This is a genomic window from Gordonia sp. NPDC003504 (assembly GCF_053587995.1).
Map to the genome: position 1 here is coordinate 119,732 of NZ_JBSFPC010000011.1, position 17,859 is coordinate 137,590.

Here is a 17,859-nt window from a genome sequence, read left to right on the forward strand (position 1 = left end):
CGCCGTGTCGCCCGCCACGTCATTGCGGTGGGGTGTAGCGCCACGCCAGCGCCTCGACGAGTCGCTCGATCAGAACCATGCCGCGGAGCCGGCCGGATCGATCGCAGCAGGCCAGCGGGTCGAAGCGGGACAGGTGAGGTCGGGTCATCGCCCGGGACACGGCCTGACGCAGGTCGGTGGTCTCCAGCATGCGCAGCACGTCGCGGCGATCGATGCCCGAGCAGCCGGTCCGGACCGCGTACAGGGCGGGCCGGTCGGTCGGGTCGAGCAGGATCACCCCGTGATGGCCCGGATCGTTGCCGAGCCGGGTATCGAGCGCCGCGTCGGTGCTGGCCACCGGCGCGGTCAGGGCGGCCTCGACGAAGTGACCGATCATGTCCGCGGACGGTGGTGGGTATTGGCCCGAGTCGGGGCACACCTGCGCCATCGGACCCATCTCTGCGGCGGGGCGGCCCAACAGGTTTCCCTGCCCGAGAGGCACCCCGAGCTGGATCAGCCGGCGCAGTTCGTCGAGGTTCTCGATCCCCTCGGCGACCAGCCAGGCGTCGGTGCGGCTGGTGAAGTGCCCGAACATCTCCACCAGCGCCCCCTTGGCCTCGTCGGCGTGAATGCCGACGATGAGGGTGCGGTCGAGCTTCACGAAGTCCGGGCGAATGACCAGGATGTGGTGCAGACTCGCGTAGCCGGCTCCGGCGTCGTCTACCGCGACGAACCCACCCGCGGCGCGAATGTCGGCGATCACCCGCAGGACGCCCTGGTAGTCCTCGACCTCGGAATGCTCGGTCAGCTCGAACACCACCCGCGACAGCGGGGCGTCCCGCAGCAGCCGCCCGACCTGCGGGGACACCAGCGCCTCCGGTGAGACATTCACCGACAGAAAGCAATTCGTCGGCAGCCGGGTGCGGGCGGACAGGGCCGCGGCGATCGCTGCCGACTCCAGCTCGATACCGCAACCGATGCGGTCGGCCGCGGCGAATGCCGCGTCGGGAGCGAGGTCGACCGGGCCGGGGAAGCGGCTCAACGCCTCGTATCCGACCACCACCATGCGTCGGATGTCGACCACCGGCTGGAACACCAGCCGCGGTGGGCGGCCGGTGCGGACGAGGGCGTCGACGATGAGTTCGGCGTCGGAGTTCGACGGTGTCCGTTGATGTTTCGTCGTCACGTCCCCCGATCGGTGATCGCGTGCCTGATCTGCTCACGCGTCGTCGCCGACAGTGCGGTGATCCCGTGATCGGTGGCGTCGTGCTCGGTGACCTTCTCGAGGATCCGTTCCTCGCTGCCGTCCTCGAAACGCGCGTCGCAGTCGGGGACCACGGATCAGCACCAAAAACCTTCATGAGATGCCTCTTTCGAATACGCGGACGGGTATTCACATGCTTTCCTGCCGTGCCCCGCCCCGGCATCCGCTGCCCCGGTGCTATGCGCGTGCCGCGCTTCGCCGGTCCGGTCACAAATGACCGGTGGGCCGATCGCGACGAGCCGGAATAGTGCACCTACCCAGGATGTTGGCGCTCAACATGAGCGCCTCATCGACGTCGAAGTCAGAACACGTCCAGCGTTTCGGCCGATACGGCATCTGGGGGTGGTTCGGTCGGTTCTCCCCCGAGGAGGCCGCCCAGATCGAAGAACTCGGGGTCGGCACGATCTGGCTGGGGGGTTCACCGAAACATCTGAAGCCGATCCGAAAGATCCTCGAGGCCACCGACAACATCACCGTGGCCACCGGCATCGTCAACATCTGGAACACCGACCCGGATGCGATCGCCGGTGAGTTCCATCAAATCGAGCAGGACTTCCCGGGACGTTTCTATCTCGGGATCGGTGCCGGGCATCCGGAGGCCACGGCCGAATACACCTCGCCGTTCCGGGCGGTCGGGCACTATCTCGATGCCCTCGACGGCAAGAAGGTGCCACCGGAGCGTCGGCTTCTCGCCGCTCTCGGTCCGCGAATGCTGCGGATGTCGGCCGAACGGGCGTTGGGAGCGCACCCGTACCTGACCACTCCCGCGCACACCGCCCGGGCCCGCGAGATCCTGGGGGAGGGGGTGCTGCTCGCCCCCGAGCACAAGGTGGTGCTCGACACCGATCCGGAGGCCGCGCGTGCCATCGGCCGCCCGCCCGTCGACCAGCCGTATCTGCACCTGCGCAACTACACCGCCAACCTCAAGCGGCTCGGGTACACCGACGCCGACATCGAGGGCGGCGGCAGCGACGCCCTGATCGATGCGCTCGTCGCCCACGGTGACGCCGCGGCGGTCCGCAGCCAGATCGACGAGCACCTCGCCGCGGGCGCCGATCACGTGGCCATCCAGGTGCTCGGTTCGGCCGCACCGGTACCCCAGCTGGCCGCGATCCTGGGTCGACAGGTTCCTTAGTCGACAGGTTCCTTGAGGATCATCGAGATCAACCAGCTCACCACCGAGATCACCAGCGCACCGAAGATCGCGGACCAGAAGAAGCCGTCGACCTCCAGACCCCAGTGCGTGGTGTTGTGGGTGATCCACGAGGTGATCTCCAGCATGAACGCGTTGATCGCGATGTGGATCAGACCCAACGTCAGGATGTAGAGCGGGATCGCCAGGATCTGGACGATGGGCTTCACGAACGCGTTGATGACACCGAAGATCAGTGCCACCAGCACGACGATGCCGAGTTTGAGGCCGAAGCCCGCGTCGGCGGGGTAGACGAAGTCCAGTCCCGGCACGATCAGGGTGGCGATCCACAGGGCGAGGCCGGACAGGGCGCTCTGGATCAGAAAGGCACGCATGGTCAATAGTGTGCCAAACGCTCGTCGTCGTGCATCTCAGCCGATCTGCAGGGGGAAGAACACGGTGTAGATCAGCGTGATGATGAAGTTCACGCCGATGATGCCGACGGTCGAGACCACCACGGTGGCGTTCACGCCGTCGGCGACACCGCGGGGGCCGCCCTTGGCCTCCAGTCCGCGCTGACATCCGATCACCGAGATGATCACCCCGAAAATCGAGGCCTTGATCATGCCCAGCAGCAGATCTCGTTGGGATGCGAACGATCCGAAGGACTGCCAGTAGCTGCCGGGGCCGGCGCCCTGGATGATGACCGCGAGGTAGAACGCGGCGATCACGCCGACCAGGATGATGAACAACGCGAGCAGCGGGGCGACGACCGCCGCGGCGATCGCAGGGCGGCCGATGGCGACGGTTTGGACTGTTCCCGCAGTTCGCGTAACATAGAACGTCGGGTGTGCGCCGCACGCCGTCCTCGCCGTGTCGGCTGACGCGGCGGCTCGGCAGATGTTGTCCACACCCTAACGGATAAACACGGTTTCAACCGGGCTTCTCGCCCGCGGTCACGCAGATCGCGGGACCGGAGCCAGGATCGCGGAGGACATGGCGAAAAAAGACGGGGCCATCGAGGTCGAGGGACGAGTCATCGAACCCCTGCCCAATGCGATGTTTCGTATTGAGCTGGAGAACGGTCACAAGGTTCTCGCCCACATCAGCGGCAAGATGCGGCAGCACTACATCCGCATCCTGCCCGAGGACCGGGTCGTCGTGGAACTCTCGCCCTATGACCTCGGTCGTGGGCGCATCGTTTATCGGTACAAGTAGGACTTCCTTCCCCGAACACGGGTGAGGACGGCACGGGTGCGGCTTCGTCGTGCCCGGACATTCAAGGAGAAGCGGACGTGAAGGTTCAGCCGAGCGTCAAGCCGATCTGCGAGAAGTGCAAGGTGATCCGCCGTAACGGGCGGGTCATGGTGATCTGCGAGAACCTGCGTCACAAGCAGCGTCAGGGCTGATCACTCGCAACCCTCCGGGTCGCTTGAGAAATCACCACAACTGAATACGAAGACCAGAGCTGAACAAAGACTTGTGAAGCCCTCCTGGCACCAGCACCGACATACGGGTCGGCGCCCACCTCCGGTTCAGAGGCCGGAGCCCCGCGGCATTTCGCAGTAGAAGAGACGGGGACGGACCAGGAGCAGACCTCTGAGAAGTAAAGGAAATCACGCCACATGGCACGTGTTGCTGGTGTGGATCTCCCCCGCGAGAAGCGGCTGGAGATCGCACTGACCTACATCTACGGAGTTGGGCGTACCACCTCCAAGGAGATCCTCGACGCCACCGGCCTCTCGGCCGACCTGCGCGCCAAGGACCTCACCGACGCAGACGTCGCAAAGCTGCGCGAGTACATCGAAGCCTCGGTGAAGGTCGAGGGTGACCTGCGCCGCGAGGTGCAGGCCGATATCCGTCGCAAGATCGAGATCGGCTGCTACCAGGGTCTGCGCCACCGTCGTGGCCTGCCCGTCCGTGGACAGCGCACCAAGACCAATGCCCGCACTCGTAAGGGCCCGAAGAAGACCATCGCCGGGAAGAAGAAGTAATGCCTCCGAAGTCACGTAGCGCAGGCCCGAAGAAGGGCGCACGCCGTCGCGATAAGAAGAACGTCCCGCACGGCAACGCACACATCAAGTCGACGTTCAACAACACCATCGTTTCGATCACCGACCCCAACGGCAACGTCATCAGCTGGGCGTCGTCGGGTCACGTCGGATTCAAGGGCTCGCGCAAGAGCACCCCGTTCGCGGCTCAGCTCGCGGCGGAGAACGCTGCGCGCAAGGCCGCCGAGCACGGCGTGAAGAAGGTCGACGTGTTCGTCAAGGGACCGGGCTCGGGTCGTGAGACCGCCATCCGTTCCCTGCAGGCCGCCGGCCTCGAGGTCGGCACCATTTCCGATGTCACCCCGCAGCCGCACAACGGTTGCCGTCCGCCCAAGCGGCGTCGGGTCTAGCGGGAAAGGAAGAGGTAAAGAAAAATGGCTCGTTATACCGGCCCCGCAACAAAGAAGTCCCGTCGTCTGCGCGTCGACCTCATCGGAGGCGACCAGGCGTTCGAGCGTCGCCCCTACCCGCCCGGCCAGCACGGTCGCGCGCGGATCAAGGAGAGCGAATACCTGCTGCAGCTGCAGGAGAAGCAGAAGGCCCGCTTCACCTACGGCGTGCTCGAGAAGCAGTTCCGTCGCTACTACGAGGAAGCCAACCGCCGCACCGGCAAGACCGGTGACGAGCTGCTGAAGCTCCTCGAGTCGCGTCTGGACAACGTCGTCTACCGTGCCGGCATCGCCCGCACCCGTCGTCAGGCCCGCCAGATGGTCAGCCACGGCCACTTCACCGTCAACGGTGTCAAGGTGGACGTGCCCAGCTACCGGGTGAGCCAGTACGACATCATCGACGTCCGCCCGAAGTCGCTGGCCACCACTCCGTTCCAGATCGCCAAGGAGCTCGTCGGCGATCGTCCGGTCCCGGGTTGGCTGCAGGTGGTTCCGTCGACGCTGCGCATCCTCGTGCACAACGTGCCCGAGCGCGCCCAGATCGACGTTCCGCTGCAGGAACAGCTCATCGTCGAGTTCTACAGCAAGTAAACGCACGGGGGCCCAAGCCCCCGTGTACCCCCGAAAAGCCCGCGTGGTTGCGTTGGGTGATCGGGGGACTTGGGAACTTAAGAATCCAAGCAGCACAAGCTGTTCGGTCAACCTTCTACGAAGTCATATAGCGGGCTTCACAAGGAGAAATCCAAGAATGCTCATCTCACAGCGACCCACTCTGACCGAGGAGATCATCGCCGAGGATCGGTCGAAGTTCGTCATCGAGCCGCTCGAACCCGGCTTCGGTTACACCTTGGGCAACTCGCTGCGTCGTACCCTGCTCAGCTCAATCCCGGGTGCTGCCATCACCAGCATCCGCATCGACGGTGTGCTCCACGAGTTCACCACCGTGCCCGGCGTGAAGGAAGACGTCACCGACATCATCCTGAACCTCAAGGGCCTCGTGGTCAGCTCCGAAGAGGACGAGCCGGTCACCATGTACGTGCGTAAGCAGGGGCCGGGTACCGTCACCGGCGCCGACATCGTGCCGCCGGCCGGTGTCACCGTGCACAACCCCGATCTGCACATCGCCACCCTGAACGACAAGGGCAAGCTCGAGATCGAGCTCGTCGTCGAGCGGGGCCGCGGCTACGTCCCGGCCGTGCAGAACAAGGCGTCGGGTGCCGAGATCGGCCGGATTCCGGTCGACTCGATCTACTCGCCGGTGCTCAAGGTCACCTACAAGGTCGAGGCCACCCGTGTCGAGCAGCGCACCGACTTCGATCGGCTCGTGCTCGATGTGGAGACCAAGAATTCGATCAGTGCGCGTGACGCGCTGGCGTCGGCGGGCAAGACCCTGGTGGAGCTGTTCGGGCTCGCCCGGGAACTGAACGTCGAGGCCGAGGGCATCGAGATCGGGCCCAGCCCGGCCGAGGCCGATCACATCGCGTCGTTCAGCCTGCCGATCGAGGATCTCGATCTCACGGTGCGGTCCTACAACTGCCTCAAGCGCGAGGGTGTGCACACCGTCGGCGAGCTGGTGGCCCGGACCGAGTCGGATCTGCTCGACATCCGCAACTTCGGGCAGAAGTCGATCGACGAGGTGAAGGTCAAGCTGCACGCACTGGGACTGGCCCTCAAGGACAGCCCGGCGAGCTTTGACCCGTCGCAGGTGGCCGGTTACGACCCGGCGACCGGAACGTGGTCGGACGACGTGTCGTTCGACAGCGACTCCGGTGAGGATTTCGCAGAGACCGAGCAGCTGTAAGGCTGTCGCCAACCCCTGACCTCTCCGTCTCGTGATGGGGAAGTCCCTTCTAGGAGAAGACAATGCCCAAGCCCACCAAGGGTGCCCGCCTCGGCGGGTCGGCGAGCCACCAGAAGGCGATCCTGGCGAACCTCGCCACCTCGCTCTTCGAGCACGGCCGCATCACCACCACTGAGGCCAAGGCCAAGCGCCTGCGCCCGTACGCGGAGAAGATCATCACCCACGCCAAGGCCGGCAAGCTGGCCAACCGTCGTGAGGTGTTGAAGGTCATCCGCGACAAGGACATCGTGCATGTCCTGTTCGACGAGATCGGCCCGAGCTTCGCCGATCGCAACGGCGGTTACACCCGCATCATCAAGACGCTGCCGCGCAAGGGCGACAATGCCCCGATGGCCGTGATCGAGCTGGTGACCGGTGAGACCGTGGCCACCGAGGCCAACCGCGCGAACCGCGTGGCCGCCTCGAAGAAGGCCGCTCCGGCTGCCGAGGCCGAGAACGTCGTCGAGGCCGTTGAGGCCGACGCGTCCGACTCCGCTGTCGAGAACGCCGAGGCCGTGGCCGAGGCCGTCGACGACGAGTCGACCGCTGCGACCGCAGTCGAGGCCGCCGACGAAGGTGCCGATGTCGACGGTGACGCCGAAGACAAGAAGTAGTCGCTGAGCGACAACGCAACGACACGACCCGCCGTCACCGATTCCGGTGACGGCGGGTTCTGTCGTCTCCGACTCGACATCGGTTATGACGGAACTGATTTCGCCGGCTGGGCCCGGCAGGTCGGGCAACGCACTGTATGCGAGGTGCTCGAGGACCGGCTCTCGACGGTGCTGCGGGTACCGGTGCGTCTGACCGTGGCCGGGCGCACCGACGCCGGTGTGCATGCCACCGGGCAGGTCTGCCACGCCGACGTGCCCGAGTCCGCGTTGGACACGCGATCGATCGCCGGTGATCCGTCGAGCCTGGTGGGGCGTCTGGCGAAGATGTTGCCCGATGATGTACGCATCAAGGCGGTCTCGAAGGTGAGTGGGGATTTCGATGCCCGATTCTCGGCACTACGCCGGCATTACCGGTACCGGCTCACCGATACGCGGTGGGGTGCCGAACCCGTCGTCGCCCGGACCACCGCCACCTGGCGACAACCCCTTGACGTCGACGCGATGAACGCGGCGTCGCAGACATTGGTGGGGCTCAATGACTTTGCCGCATTCTGTCGGCGCCGTGAGGGTGCGACGACGATCCGTGACCTGCAACGCTTTTCGTGGGAGCGCGACGACCTCGGCGTCCTCGTCGGTCAGGTGAGCGCGGATGCGTTCTGCTGGTCGATGGTGCGGTCGCTGGTGGGCGCCGTCGCTTCGGTCGGTGATGGTCGGCGTGACATCGACTGGTGCCGCGCACTCTTGACCGAGCGCGAACGCAGCCCGAAGGTACCCGTCGCGCAGGCCCGCGGGCTGTGCCTGGTCGGCGTCGACTATCCCGCCGACGATGAACTGGCGCAACGTAATGCGGTTACGCGGGATGTGCGGTCGGAGTCGTCTCGCGGGATCTCCGGCGACGTGGCGGCCGGTGATGGCTGCTGCGGCGGCTGAGTCTCACCAGGTTTCGGTCACCTGTCCCGCGTCGACATCCCAGCTCCTGTTGAGCCGCACGTGCTCGAGCATCCGCCGATCATGAGTGACCAACAGCAGTGCGCCGTCATAGGATTCGAGCGCCTGCTCGAGTTGTTCGATGGCCGGCAGGTCGAGGTGATTGGTCGGTTCGTCGAGGACCAGCACGTTGGTGCCCCGGGCCTGCAGCAGCGCCAGTCCCGCACGGGTACGTTCGCCGGGGGAGAGGTCGTCGACGGGTCGCGTGACGTGGTCGGCGCGCAGCCCGAATTTGGCCAGGAGGGTGCGGATGTCGGCGGTGGTCCAGTCCGGTAGCAACTCCTCGAACCGATCGGTCACGGCCAGTGTGCCCGCGACGAGGGCGCGCGCCTGATCGATCTCGCCGATCGCGATCGAGGTTCCGAGCGCGGCGCTGCCCTCGTCGGGTTCGATCCGGCCGAGCAGCAGCCGCAGCAGCGTTGTCTTACCTGCGCCATTCGGGCCGGTGATCCCGATCCGGTCGCCGGCATCGACCTGCAGCGACACCGGTCCGAGGGTGAAATCCCCTTGTCGCACAACGGCGTTGTTGAGAGTGGCGACGACCGAACTCGCCCGGGGTGCGGTGCCGATGGTGAATTCGAGGACCCATTCCTTGCGGGGCTCGGCGACCTCGTCGAGACGTGCGATACGGCTCTCCATCTGCCGGACCTTCTGGGCCTGCTTCTCGCTCGATTCGGTGGCGGCCTTGCGGCGGATCTTGTCGTCGTCGGGGGCCTTCCGGATCGCATTGCGCACGCCCTGACTGGACCACTCGCGCTGGGTACGTGCCCGCGACTCGAGATCGGCCTTCTTACGTGCGAATTCGTCGTACTCCGCACGCGCGTGTGCCCGTGCGATTGCGCGTTCTTCGAGGTAACTCTCGTATCCACCGCCGTAGATGGCGGTCGTGTGTTGTGCCAGATCGAGTTCCAGGACGCGGGTGACGCTGCGGGACAGGAACTCTCGATCGTGACTGACGAGCACGACGCCGCCGCGCATGGAGGTGATCACGGACTCCAATCGGGCCAGCCCGTCGAGATCGAGATCGTTGGTCGGCTCGTCGAGCAGTGCGATGTCGAATCGCGAGCAGAGCAGCGCGGCCAGCCCGACCCGGGCCGCCTGCCCACCGGACAGCGCCGTCATCGGCGTCGCCTCCGGGTTCACCGTGTCGACGCCGAGGCCGAGGTCGGAGAGCACCGCGGGTAGGCGCTCGTCGAGATCGGCGGCGCCGGTGACCAGCCAATGATCCAGTGCGGCAGCGTAGGTCGCCGCCGGATCGGTGACGCCGTCGGCCGGTGACGGCTCGGCGAGCGCGGCTGCCGCGGCATCCATCGCGACGGTGGCACGAGTGCATCCGGTGCGGCGCGCGACGTACTCGCCGACGGTCTCACCGGCGACTCGCTCATGTTCCTGGGGAAGCCAGCCCACGAAGGCGTCGGCGGGCGCGAGCGACACCGAACCCTCCAGCGGGGCGAGGTCGCCGGCCAGAATGCGCAGCAGGGTGGTCTTGCCGGCGCCGTTGGCCCCGACCACACCGATGACATCGCCCGGTGCGACGGTGAGGTCGAGGTGATCGAAGAGTGTGCGGTGCCCGTGGCCGCCGGCGATCCCGGTCGCGACCAGTGTTGCCGTCATCGGTCGGTGCCGGTGCCGGTGCCGGTGTGGGTGTCGGTGAGGTAGGCGACTATCATGTCCCCGAGCATCTTTCGTTGACGGTCGCGTTGATCGGTGGCCGCGAGATCGCGGGCGAACAGGGTCTTCCAGCTGTAGCGGTCGTCGACCCGGAAGAAGCAGAAGCTGTTGATGGCCAGGTGGACGTCGAGGGCGTCGTCGTCGGTGCGGAAGATATCGAGGACCGCGCGGTAGAGCCCGTCCTTGTCGCCGTAGTATCGGCGAACTCCTTGGTGGCGACCTTGACGATGTTGGCTCTGGTGCGTTCGGCGTCGCGGCGTCGGGCTGAGGGAGCGGTCACACATGAACTCTATCGTTCGTGCACTCGCGAATGTCCCGCAGCGACGGGGATGCGCGGTCCCGGCACGCTCACGAGGACGTTGACAGCGCTCGCGAAAGCGCTGTCAGCGGTGCCCGGGTCAGGCACTGCGGCGGTCGGCGAGCCGTCGGCGCCACCCCGACCGTCGCGCAGATCGGTCTGCGGACCGACGATCCGGCGGCGTGGGCCGCGCGCGGCCGAGTTCGTCCGCCCCCACGTGACCGACGCCTTGTCGATCGACCTGCGTCCGGCACCGTCGGCGGCGCTCTGGCAAGCGCCACTTCGACCTCGTTCCGCGTGCCGCGACCAAGCCGCCATCGCTCTACGCCGGCGTCGATCACATGGGGATCGGCATGAGCCGGCCGACTGGGAGGGCGCGATGCTGTTGCTGCGCTCGGTGTTCGGGATGGCCATCGAGGACGGGCTCGACGGTCCCGATGCCGTCGGCACCACGCGCAGCCAGGCACTGACCTCCGGCGACGGCGAGGCAGCAGCGGTGCGATTCGTCGCATCCATGGTGCCGTCACGACTCGACGGAGCTGGCCGCCTCGTCGGCGTGGCGGGCTCACGCATGTGGCCTTCGCCTGCGACGACATCCTCGCGACCGCCCGGGCGTGCGGCGAGCGGGGATTGAGCGCACCACCGATCCCCGAGAACCACCACGACGACCTGCAGGCGAGGTGCGATCTGGCACCGGAGGTCGTCGACGAGCTCCGGCGTCATCACGTCCTGTACGACGCCGACGACACCGGTGGGGAGTTCTTCCACTTCTTCACCCCGACCATCGACGACGAATTGTTCTTCGAGGTCGTCTGCCGTCGCGGTGGCTACCGCAGATACGGGGAGGTCAACTCCCCGGTTCGGGTAGCGGAGGCTGGCCGCCGGCGGTTGAGGTCGCTCAGCTACGAAGCTTGCGACCCTGCGGATCGCGCACACTGCCGACGAACATCATGATGGCGTCGACGAAGACCCAGATGCCGATACCGGCGAGGATGAGCCAGCCGATGAGTAACAAGAAGCCGCCGAAGGCCGCTCCTCCTCCACCGGTGGACGCGGCTGCTGCGATCGCACCGACGATGATCAGGAACCAGCCGAAGACGTTGCCGCCGAGCTGGAAGCAGGCGATCTTCATGTCACCGATGTAGAAGCGTCCGGCGGCGAAACCGCCGAGGAACAGCTGCAGGAGCCCGGCGGTCAGCTTGCTCTTGTCCGACAGCGGCTCGCCGGTCAGCGGGTCGACGTTGTAAGCGCCATAGCCCGGTTGGGCGCCGTAGGCGCCGTAACCCGGCTGGGCCCCGTAACCCGGCTGGGCCCCGTAGGCGGGCTGGGCGCCATAGGGTTGCGCACCGTATCCCGGCTGGGAACCATAACCGGGCTGGGAGCCGTAACCGGGCTGGGCACCATAGCCGGGCTGGGAACCGTACGGGGACTGGCCCTGATCACCCGGCTGTCCGGGGTACTGCGGATAACTCATGCGCCCATACTCTCATGGCTTCCCGGGATCGGGTGTCGCGGCGTCATCCTTCTGACAGACCCGGCGAGGGTATCGCCGGCGCCGATTCAGGTGGCGCTGCGTTCGTCCTCGATGGCGTCGAGGACCGCCTCGACAGTCTCTTCGTCGCCGACGAACTCCTGGGGACGGACCCCGCCGGTCGACATCAGTTCACGCCAGTTCTGCGGATCGAAAACCACCGGATCGGTCCGTTCCAGGAACCCGGTGACCACCTGCACGAACCGCTCGGGGTCGTCGTGGAAGGGGAAATGTCCCGCGTTCGGGAATGGCACGAGCTCGGAATGCGGTATCGCGGCATGGCCGATCAGTGCGTGCTCGTAGGGGATGACGGTGTCCTTCTCGCCCCAGATGAACAGCACCGGCAGTCGTTCGGTGAGGTAACAACGGTCGAGCATGGTGACGGCCTGCCCGCGCCAGTCGACGACGGCCCGCAGGGTCCGCAGGAACGCCGCGGAGGCGTGGGGATCGGCGAGATCGCCGAGAACCCGGACGAGGTCCTCGTGGTCGTTGAGTGCGTTCTTCGGAGAGATGGACCGGGGGACGAAGGGAACGTGCGGCAGCGACACCAGGGCCGAGGTCGCGGTACGCACGGCGGGCATCACGCCGGGAATCCGCAGCAGGGTGAGGATCTCGTTGACCACCGGCAGCGTCGCCAATCGCAGGGCCGGGTTCACCTCCCGGGTGACACCGCCGGCCGCGACGAGCACGAGCCGTTCGGCGAATCGCGGGAACTGATAGCAGAACTGCATGGCGACACCACCGCCGAGCGAATGTCCGACGACGGTGACCTTGCTGATGCCCAGGACGACGAGCAGATCGCGCATGCCGTTGGCGAAGGCCGGCACGGAGTAGTCGGCGCGCGGTTTGTCCGAGCGGCCGTGCCCGAGGAGGTCCGGTGCGATCACCGTGTAGTGCTGGGCGAGCATCGGGATGACCTCGTTCCAGGTCGACGAGTTGTCGCCGATGCCGTGGATGAGCAGCAACGCCGGACCGCTCCCGGCGATCCGGTAGGCGCGTCGATATCCGTGGATCGTGTGGTACTCCACGCGGACCTCGGTGTCGGAGACCGGCCGCAGGTTGGGGGCGGCCGATGCCTTGGGGCGGGTGACTGTGGGACCCGGGGGCTGTGGTCCGGACACGGTGAACTCCTCGACTTCACGGCGTTGTGAAAACGCTTGTCGGCGGTTTCGTTCCGCCGGATTCTTACTGTCGAGTTAACACCAGGTTGGGACTTCTCGCCCGCCGTGTTGCATCGAGTTAACGTGCCGGCGAAACCCTCGGCGGGCCCCGGCCGTGGCGGCGTCGCGCTCCCCGCACGACCTAGGGTGGATGGTGATGAATCCCTTCGACATCGACTCGTTTCTCGCGACCGGCGGCGTGATCGGCCTGTGCGTGCTGATGTTTGTCGAGACCGGCATCTTGATCGGGTTCCTGTTTCCCGGTGACTCGGTGCTCTTCACCGCCGGAGTCCTTGCCGCCCAGCCGAATCCGTTCGCCTCGGTGTGGTGGCTGTGCATCGTGGTGCCGATCTCGGCCGCGCTCGGCGATCAATGTGGCTACTTCATCGGTCGGCGCGTCGGTCGGTCGGTGATCGAGGGACGGATGTTGGCGGCGGTCGGACCCGACTACATCGACCGCACGCACCGCTACTTCGAGCGCTATGGGCCGCTGACCGTCTTCTTCGGCCGTTTCATCGGTGTCGTGCGGACGCTGACCCCGCTGGTCGCCGGGTTCAGCGGCATGCCGCATCGGGTGTTCACCCTGTTCTCGATCCTCGGCAGTGTCTGCTGGGCCGCCGGGATCATCCTCCTCGGATACTTCCTCGGCCAGGTACCGCTGATCCGCGATCACCTCGAGGTGTTCATCATCGCGTCGGTCCTGACGGTGGCCGTTCCGATGGCGGTCGGGGTGACGCGCCGATATCTGCAGCGGCGACGGGGAGCGGCCCGGAACGAGGTGGGTGATCGCGAGGTGGGCGGTCAGCCGTAGAACGGCTCCTCGTGCCGCATCGGGGCGAAGTCGTCGGCCACGGTCGCCGCGAGGTCGACGAAGGCGTGGCGGGTGGCCTTGCTGACCAGTTCGAGGTCCACATCGGCCCCCTCGGAGAGGTGATCGTCGAACGGGATGACGTGCACCGCGCGGCAGCGGGTGAGGAAGTGCTGCGCGAGTTGATCGGTGTCGATCGTCGACGCCCCGGGACGCGACGCGCTGAGCACGACGATCGCTCGGGACACCAGATGCCCATGCCCGTGGGCTTGCAACCAGTCCAGCGTCGCGCCGGCGCTGCGGGCCCCGTCGAGTGCCGGTGAGGACACCAGGATGATCGTGTTCGCGAGGTCGAGCACGCCACGCATCGCCGAGTGGGACAGTCCGGTGCCGCAGTCGGTGATGATCAGGTTGTAGAACCGCTGCAGGATGGTGATGACGCCGCGGTACTCCTCTTCGCTGAACGCCTCGGCCATCGCCGGATCCCGCTCGGAGGCGAGAACCTCCAGTCGGCTGGGTGCCTGCGACGTGTGGGCCCGGACGTCGCTGTAGCGGTAGACGTTGTCGTCGGCGAGCAGGTTGCGCACCGTCGACGCGGTCTGCTGCGGGACGCGCTGGGCGAGTGTCCCGAGATCCGGGTTGGCGTCGACGGCGATCACCCGATCACCACGTAGCGACGCGAACGTCGAGCCCAAACCGACTGTGGTGGTGGTCTTTCCGACGCCACCCTTGAGGGAGAGCACCGCGATGCGGTAGTCGCCGCGGACCGGCCGGCGCAGGCGCTCGAGGAGTTGCTGATGGCGCAGATCCTCCGCGGAGTCGCCCGGGTTGATGGTCCCCGCAGAGAGGGTGTGGACCGCACGTCGCCAGCCGCTGCTCGGCGCCCGCCGGGCCTTGCGCAGCAGCGCGACCTCGTCGAGGGTGGGCCCGGGCGAATGGAATCCGTTCGGCGCCGGTGCAGGGGTCGGTGGTGGTGAGGATGGGTGTACGGGTGCGAGGTTCTGCGACGGGCCGAATGCCGGTGGGGGCGGGCCGAAGCCGGTCCCGGGTTGCGGGTGATAGGTCGCGGGCATCGGCTCGGGTGGGGGAGCCGACGGAGGAGTGGCCGGCGGGAACGCTCCCGTTTCCGGTGCGACGGTCGGGTGCGGCATCGGGTACCCGGGGGCCACTGCGACCGGTGCGCCCGGTCCCGGGGCGGCGTCGGGCGGAGCGATATCGGGGCGTGCGCCATCGGGCGGGGTCGGGTGCATGGGTGGGGTCGGGTCGACGGGCGGCACCGGAGCGAACTGCAACCAGGGCGGCGGCAGCGGTGCCGGGAGATCCGGTTGGGTCGGTTCCTGTTGCGCCGTGTGGTCGTGAGTCATCGTTCCCCCTGCCCTCGATGGGACCTTGGTCATTGCTCCTGGGTCCATTGCTGCTGGTGATCGCAGTTTGGCGAGTTTATACACGGCGCCGCCGTCGACGAACGGTCTCGGGTGAGATTCGCCGATCCGGGGACCTGTGGATTGTTGCGCTGCGCGGCCTGTGATCTGTGGCATCATCTCATCTCACTGTGATCGGCGCCCGATTCATCCCAGTCGACCGAGATGCCGGTGAAGAGAAAATCTCGGTCGAGATGGAACCGATGAGGCGGCACGCGCGTCCAACGTGAGGAATCAAGAGGGGGACATGATGATTGATCACGCCGACCCGCCGCTGCACGGCGGTGACCGTCCGACGTCGAGTGCGCGATCCCGAGATGGCGGTGTCTCGGTGGTGACCACCGCCGAGGGACTCCCACTGACGGTGCGCATCGCCGACGCGCGACTGTCGACCCCGCCGCAGGCGCTGGCCGACGAGATCCTCCGGCTGTGCCGCCAATCGTCGATGGCGGCCGGGATCGCGCTGCGCCTGCAGTTGGCACAGTCGGGCACCTCGGCCGACGTCCTGGACTCGCTGGGCCTGCCCACGCCGGACGATCTGGCCGGGCAGGAACTTCGCGATGATCACGATCACGACGCCCCGGCGTCCTGGCTGCGGTCGGTGTAGGCGAGATGACCTGGGCGATGGACGAATTGGAGGCCCGAGCGGCGTCGCAGTTGGGACGCCTGCAGGATTTCTCGGAGGCGCTGGCCGCGATTAGCGTCCGGGAGACCTCGGCCGACGATCTGGTGACCGTCGAGGTGGACGGGTCAGGGGCACTGACCGGACTGTGGCTTGCCGACATCCCCGCCGGATTCGGTGGGACGCGCCTCGGCGAATCGATCGCGGCGACCGCGATGCGCGCGGCGCACCGCGCCTTCGCTCGGCGGGCCGAACTGACCGAGGATTTCGCGGCCGCGTTCACCGGGTGAACCGACAACCACAACAGCACGCAATCACATCAACCACGCATTCACATCAACCACGCCGGCGACGTCGGTGTGATGGATCAACGAAGTCGATCAACCAGCCGATCAACAAGGGGGAGAACGTGGACGACGTCACAGTCACTCCGGGAACGCTCGAAGGTTTTGCGGCCACCCATGCCGCGATCGGGACCGCGGTGGCCACCGCCGGGTCGGTGAACGCTGCGGCCACGACAGCGGCCATGATCGGCGTCTTCGGCGTCATCGGGCAAGAGTTCTTGGCCGCCTTCATCGGCGCACAAGCCAATCACCTTCTGTCCGTGGGTAATCTGGCGGCGGTTCACGCCGCCACGGCGGCCGGGGCCGTGGCCGGTCTCGCCGAGTTCGAGGCCGTCGACGCCGCCAGTGCCGCCACGCTCCGGGCGGGGCGGTGACCGGCGGGCACCCCGGCGCCACGGGGCCGACGCCGGAGATCCCCGCCGCATCGGAGATGTCCATCAACGACATGATCGCCGCGACACCGCTGGGACCCATCCTCGACCGGCCGGTCGGCGAGGTGATCGCCGGCCTGGGACTGCCGCCACTGCCCCAGCTGCCGTCGCTTCCGCCGATGCCCGGCCTACCACCACTGCCCGTCATCGACGTGGGTCAGCTGGTCAAACCCATCGTCGATCTGCTCGGGGGCTTCGGTACCGGCGACCTGTCGACGGCCGAGTTCGACCCCACCACGATCTTCGACGGATTGTCGACGGTCCTCGAGACCTCGATGTCGATGGCCCAGGCGGCGATGAAGATCGGAGACCAACTCTGGAGCGGTCAGGCGTCGATGTCGGCGATCGCGAAGACGGGGGAGGCCGGAGTCGACGGTGGGCGCCTGGCCACCCAGGGCACCGGGATGTCGATCGACATCCAGGCCGCCGCGGGCATCGTTGCGGCCGGTGTCGCGGCGCTGCAGGCGATCCTGGTCGCCACCATCGGCCGGATCACCGCCGCGGTGGCGTTATCGGGTCCCGCCGCGCTGCCGGTGGCGGTGTCGCTGGCCGGGGCCGGGCTCGCCGAGGCGTCCGCGGTGGTGGCCGCCACGCGCGCCCAATTGCTGGCACCCACAACGCATATGACGGTCAACGGTGCACCCGTCCCGGTGACCGGGGCACCCGCGGTGACCGCGGGATCATCGCCGTCTCCGTTCGCGATGGCGGGCACGGTTCTCGATGCCCTGTCGCCGCTGGTGTCCACCGCGGGGCAGGTCCCGTCCATGGTGGCCGCACCGCTTCGGCAGGCGATGACCGCGGCCGGTCCCGCGATGCGGCCCGCGGCGTATGAGACCACGACCACGACGGCCGGCGGCCCCGCCGGCGGACGAGGCGCCGAGACCGGCCGCACGATGACGGCGGGCGGCGGAACCGCGCCGACCGGCGGTGGGTCGGGCGGCGGTGGTGTCGGTGTCCCGGCGGTGCCGTTGGGCGCGGCCCGGCCGTCGGTACCGACGATGGTCGGCGCCACCGAGCCGGCCGCCTTCTCCCCGGGATCGGGCGTGCGAACCGCGGCGGTGGCGAGTGCACCGATGCCCGCCTCGATGGCGCCGCTGGCGGCGGCCGGCGCGGCCCGCGGAGCGGGCGTGTCCGGCGATCCGCACGACATCCCCGACTACCTGGTCACCGAGGACAACGGGGTACGGGTGGTCGGCATGGTGCCCGACGTGGCACCGCCGGTGCTCGGCGCCGACGCGGAGGCCGAGACCGAACCCGGCCCCGACATCCGTCTGCAACTCGGTCCGGACCTCCCACGGTCGTGATGGCCGTCATCCC

General features: G+C 67.3%; 24 protein-coding genes. 15 read left to right on the forward strand and 9 right to left on the reverse strand.

The window, feature by feature from the left end:
• Positions 1-19 precede the first annotated feature (19 nt).
• On the reverse strand, positions 20-1,165 hold the full coding sequence (locus ACWDPV_RS18845; RefSeq protein ID WP_449744184.1) for an EAL domain-containing protein: 1,146 nt from the start codon (positions 1,163-1,165) through the stop codon (positions 20-22).
• Positions 1,162-1,317 (reverse strand): DUF1059 domain-containing protein, encoded by a 156-nt coding sequence (locus ACWDPV_RS18850; RefSeq protein ID WP_348809203.1) that lies wholly within the window; start codon positions 1,315-1,317, stop codon positions 1,162-1,164. Before ACWDPV_RS18850 ends, ACWDPV_RS18845 begins: the two co-directional genes overlap by 4 nt.
• Positions 1,318-1,520: 203 nt before the next feature.
• Here ACWDPV_RS18850 and ACWDPV_RS18855 point away from each other — a divergent pair, with 203 nt between their 5' ends.
• Positions 1,521-2,378 (forward strand): LLM class F420-dependent oxidoreductase, encoded by an 858-nt coding sequence (locus ACWDPV_RS18855; protein WP_449744185.1) that lies wholly within the window; start codon positions 1,521-1,523, stop codon positions 2,376-2,378.
• Here ACWDPV_RS18855 and ACWDPV_RS18860 read toward each other — a convergent pair.
• Positions 2,375-2,770 carry a phage holin family protein gene (locus ACWDPV_RS18860; RefSeq protein WP_348804522.1) on the reverse strand — a complete coding sequence of 132 codons (396 nt, stop codon included), beginning with the start codon at positions 2,768-2,770 and terminating at the stop codon, positions 2,375-2,377. The genes ACWDPV_RS18855 and ACWDPV_RS18860 overlap by 4 nt on opposite strands.
• Before the next feature lie 36 nt (positions 2,771-2,806).
• Positions 2,807-3,286, reverse strand: coding sequence for an ABC transporter permease (locus tag ACWDPV_RS18865; RefSeq protein WP_449744186.1), 480 nt, complete (start codon positions 3,284-3,286; stop codon positions 2,807-2,809).
• 85 nt (positions 3,287-3,371) lie between these two features.
• On the opposite strand from ACWDPV_RS18865, the gene infA reads away from it, so the two are divergent.
• From infA to truA, 8 genes are all read left to right on the forward strand, one after another.
• Positions 3,372-3,593, forward strand: a complete 222-nt coding sequence (gene infA / locus ACWDPV_RS18870) for a translation initiation factor IF-1 (RefSeq protein WP_005170487.1) — start codon at positions 3,372-3,374, stop codon at positions 3,591-3,593.
• A 77-nt stretch (positions 3,594-3,670) separates the two neighbouring features.
• The gene (gene rpmJ / locus ACWDPV_RS18875) at positions 3,671-3,784 is read left to right on the forward strand and encodes a 50S ribosomal protein L36 (RefSeq protein WP_005207978.1); all 114 of its coding nucleotides are present in this window, start codon (positions 3,671-3,673) and stop codon (positions 3,782-3,784) included.
• A gap of 216 nt (positions 3,785-4,000) precedes the next feature.
• A complete protein-coding gene (gene rpsM, locus ACWDPV_RS18880) occupies positions 4,001-4,369 on the forward strand; it encodes a 30S ribosomal protein S13 (protein WP_348804512.1) in 369 nt (122 codons plus the stop codon).
• Positions 4,369-4,776: a 30S ribosomal protein S11 gene (gene rpsK / locus ACWDPV_RS18885; RefSeq protein ID WP_006338095.1), complete on the forward strand. Its 408-nt coding sequence runs from the start codon at positions 4,369-4,371 to the stop codon at positions 4,774-4,776. The genes rpsM and rpsK overlap by 1 nt, the downstream gene beginning before the upstream one ends.
• A gap of 24 nt (positions 4,777-4,800) precedes the next feature.
• Positions 4,801-5,406 carry a 30S ribosomal protein S4 gene (gene rpsD / locus ACWDPV_RS18890; protein WP_348804511.1) on the forward strand — a complete coding sequence of 202 codons (606 nt, stop codon included), beginning with the start codon at positions 4,801-4,803 and terminating at the stop codon, positions 5,404-5,406.
• A gap of 157 nt (positions 5,407-5,563) precedes the next feature.
• Positions 5,564-6,616 (forward strand): DNA-directed RNA polymerase subunit alpha, encoded by a 1,053-nt coding sequence (locus ACWDPV_RS18895; RefSeq protein ID WP_348804510.1) that lies wholly within the window; start codon positions 5,564-5,566, stop codon positions 6,614-6,616.
• A 62-nt stretch (positions 6,617-6,678) separates the two neighbouring features.
• Complete coding sequence (gene rplQ, locus ACWDPV_RS18900) at positions 6,679-7,269, forward strand: 50S ribosomal protein L17 (RefSeq protein ID WP_348804509.1); 591 nt, start codon at positions 6,679-6,681, stop codon at positions 7,267-7,269.
• Between the two features lie 3 nt (positions 7,270-7,272).
• Complete coding sequence (gene truA / locus ACWDPV_RS18905; RefSeq protein WP_348804583.1) at positions 7,273-8,199, forward strand: tRNA pseudouridine(38-40) synthase TruA; 927 nt, start codon at positions 7,273-7,275, stop codon at positions 8,197-8,199.
• 3 nt (positions 8,200-8,202) lie between these two features.
• Here truA and ACWDPV_RS18910 read toward each other — a convergent pair whose 3' ends face one another.
• Positions 8,203-9,870, reverse strand: a complete 1,668-nt coding sequence (locus ACWDPV_RS18910) for an ABC-F family ATP-binding cassette domain-containing protein (RefSeq protein WP_348804508.1) — start codon at positions 9,868-9,870, stop codon at positions 8,203-8,205.
• On the reverse strand, positions 9,867-10,211 hold the full coding sequence (locus ACWDPV_RS18915; RefSeq protein WP_449744187.1) for a hypothetical protein: 345 nt from the start codon (positions 10,209-10,211) through the stop codon (positions 9,867-9,869). The genes ACWDPV_RS18910 and ACWDPV_RS18915 overlap by 4 nt, the downstream gene beginning before the upstream one ends.
• Before the next feature lie 393 nt (positions 10,212-10,604).
• On the opposite strand from ACWDPV_RS18915, the gene ACWDPV_RS18920 reads away from it, so the two are divergent.
• On the forward strand, positions 10,605-10,859 hold the full coding sequence (locus ACWDPV_RS18920; protein WP_348804506.1) for a hypothetical protein: 255 nt from the start codon (positions 10,605-10,607) through the stop codon (positions 10,857-10,859).
• Positions 10,860-11,123: 264 nt separating this feature from the next.
• On the opposite strand, the gene ACWDPV_RS18925 is transcribed toward ACWDPV_RS18920, so the two are convergent.
• Together ACWDPV_RS18925 and ACWDPV_RS18930 are read right to left on the reverse strand one after the other, a co-directional pair.
• Entirely contained in the window at positions 11,124-11,699 is a 576-nt protein-coding gene (locus tag ACWDPV_RS18925) for an NINE protein (protein WP_449744188.1), read from the reverse strand.
• Between the two features lie 86 nt (positions 11,700-11,785).
• The gene (locus ACWDPV_RS18930) at positions 11,786-12,877 is read right to left on the reverse strand and encodes an alpha/beta fold hydrolase (protein ID WP_449744189.1); all 1,092 of its coding nucleotides are present in this window, start codon (positions 12,875-12,877) and stop codon (positions 11,786-11,788) included.
• A 196-nt stretch (positions 12,878-13,073) separates the two neighbouring features.
• On the opposite strand from ACWDPV_RS18930, the gene ACWDPV_RS18935 reads away from it, so the two are divergent.
• Positions 13,074-13,727: a DedA family protein gene (locus tag ACWDPV_RS18935; RefSeq protein ID WP_449744190.1), complete on the forward strand. Its 654-nt coding sequence runs from the start codon at positions 13,074-13,076 to the stop codon at positions 13,725-13,727.
• Here ACWDPV_RS18935 and ACWDPV_RS18940 read toward each other — a convergent pair.
• The gene (locus tag ACWDPV_RS18940; RefSeq protein ID WP_449744191.1) at positions 13,718-15,088 is read right to left on the reverse strand and encodes a MinD/ParA family ATP-binding protein; all 1,371 of its coding nucleotides are present in this window, start codon (positions 15,086-15,088) and stop codon (positions 13,718-13,720) included. The genes ACWDPV_RS18935 and ACWDPV_RS18940 overlap by 10 nt on opposite strands.
• A 304-nt stretch (positions 15,089-15,392) precedes the next feature.
• Between ACWDPV_RS18940 and ACWDPV_RS18945 the strand changes: the two genes are divergently transcribed.
• The 4 genes from ACWDPV_RS18945 (at position 15,393) to ACWDPV_RS18960 (ending at position 17,846) form a co-directional block, all read left to right on the forward strand.
• Positions 15,393-15,752: a hypothetical protein gene (locus ACWDPV_RS18945; protein ID WP_449744192.1), complete on the forward strand. Its 360-nt coding sequence runs from the start codon at positions 15,393-15,395 to the stop codon at positions 15,750-15,752.
• Positions 15,753-15,757: 5 nt separating this feature from the next.
• Positions 15,758-16,057 (forward strand): YbaB/EbfC family DNA-binding protein, encoded by a 300-nt coding sequence (locus ACWDPV_RS18950; protein WP_449744193.1) that lies wholly within the window; start codon positions 15,758-15,760, stop codon positions 16,055-16,057.
• A 119-nt stretch (positions 16,058-16,176) separates the two neighbouring features.
• Positions 16,177-16,485 (forward strand): type VII secretion target, encoded by a 309-nt coding sequence (locus ACWDPV_RS18955; RefSeq protein WP_449744194.1) that lies wholly within the window; start codon positions 16,177-16,179, stop codon positions 16,483-16,485.
• Between the two features lie 56 nt (positions 16,486-16,541).
• Positions 16,542-17,846 carry a hypothetical protein gene (locus ACWDPV_RS18960; RefSeq protein ID WP_449744221.1) on the forward strand — a complete coding sequence of 435 codons (1,305 nt, stop codon included), beginning with the start codon at positions 16,542-16,544 and terminating at the stop codon, positions 17,844-17,846.
• Positions 17,847-17,859 lie beyond the last annotated feature (13 nt).

Excerpts from the sequence above, each read along its gene's own strand:
- ACWDPV_RS18860 (WP_348804522.1), bottom strand. The coding sequence starts at position 2,770 with ATGCGTGCCTTTCTGATCCAGAGCGCCCTGTCCGGCCTCGCCCTGTGG.
- ACWDPV_RS18920 (WP_348804506.1), top strand. The coding sequence starts at position 10,605 with ATGCTGTTGCTGCGCTCGGTGTTCGGGATGGCCATCGAGGACGGGCTC.
- rpsD (WP_348804511.1), top strand. The coding sequence starts at position 4,801 with ATGGCTCGTTATACCGGCCCCGCAACAAAGAAGTCCCGTCGTCTGCGC.
- rplQ (WP_348804509.1), top strand. The coding sequence starts at position 6,679 with ATGCCCAAGCCCACCAAGGGTGCCCGCCTCGGCGGGTCGGCGAGCCAC.
- ACWDPV_RS18855 (WP_449744185.1), top strand. The coding sequence starts at position 1,521 with ATGAGCGCCTCATCGACGTCGAAGTCAGAACACGTCCAGCGTTTCGGC.
- ACWDPV_RS18925 (WP_449744188.1), bottom strand. The coding sequence starts at position 11,699 with ATGAGTTATCCGCAGTACCCCGGACAGCCGGGTGATCAGGGCCAGTCC.
- rpsM (WP_348804512.1), top strand. The coding sequence starts at position 4,001 with ATGGCACGTGTTGCTGGTGTGGATCTCCCCCGCGAGAAGCGGCTGGAG.
- ACWDPV_RS18895 (WP_348804510.1), top strand. The coding sequence starts at position 5,564 with ATGCTCATCTCACAGCGACCCACTCTGACCGAGGAGATCATCGCCGAG.
- ACWDPV_RS18910 (WP_348804508.1), bottom strand. The coding sequence starts at position 9,870 with ATGACGGCAACACTGGTCGCGACCGGGATCGCCGGCGGCCACGGGCAC.
- infA (WP_005170487.1), top strand. The coding sequence starts at position 3,372 with ATGGCGAAAAAAGACGGGGCCATCGAGGTCGAGGGACGAGTCATCGAA.
- ACWDPV_RS18940 (WP_449744191.1), bottom strand. The coding sequence starts at position 15,088 with ATGACTCACGACCACACGGCGCAACAGGAACCGACCCAACCGGATCTC.
- rpsK (WP_006338095.1), top strand. The coding sequence starts at position 4,369 with ATGCCTCCGAAGTCACGTAGCGCAGGCCCGAAGAAGGGCGCACGCCGT.
- ACWDPV_RS18915 (WP_449744187.1), bottom strand. The coding sequence starts at position 10,211 with ATGTGTGACCGCTCCCTCAGCCCGACGCCGCGACGCCGAACGCACCAG.
- ACWDPV_RS18945 (WP_449744192.1), top strand. The coding sequence starts at position 15,393 with ATGATGATTGATCACGCCGACCCGCCGCTGCACGGCGGTGACCGTCCG.
- ACWDPV_RS18960 (WP_449744221.1), top strand. The coding sequence starts at position 16,542 with ATGTCCATCAACGACATGATCGCCGCGACACCGCTGGGACCCATCCTC.
- ACWDPV_RS18935 (WP_449744190.1), top strand. The coding sequence starts at position 13,074 with ATGAATCCCTTCGACATCGACTCGTTTCTCGCGACCGGCGGCGTGATC.
- ACWDPV_RS18950 (WP_449744193.1), top strand. The coding sequence starts at position 15,758 with ATGACCTGGGCGATGGACGAATTGGAGGCCCGAGCGGCGTCGCAGTTG.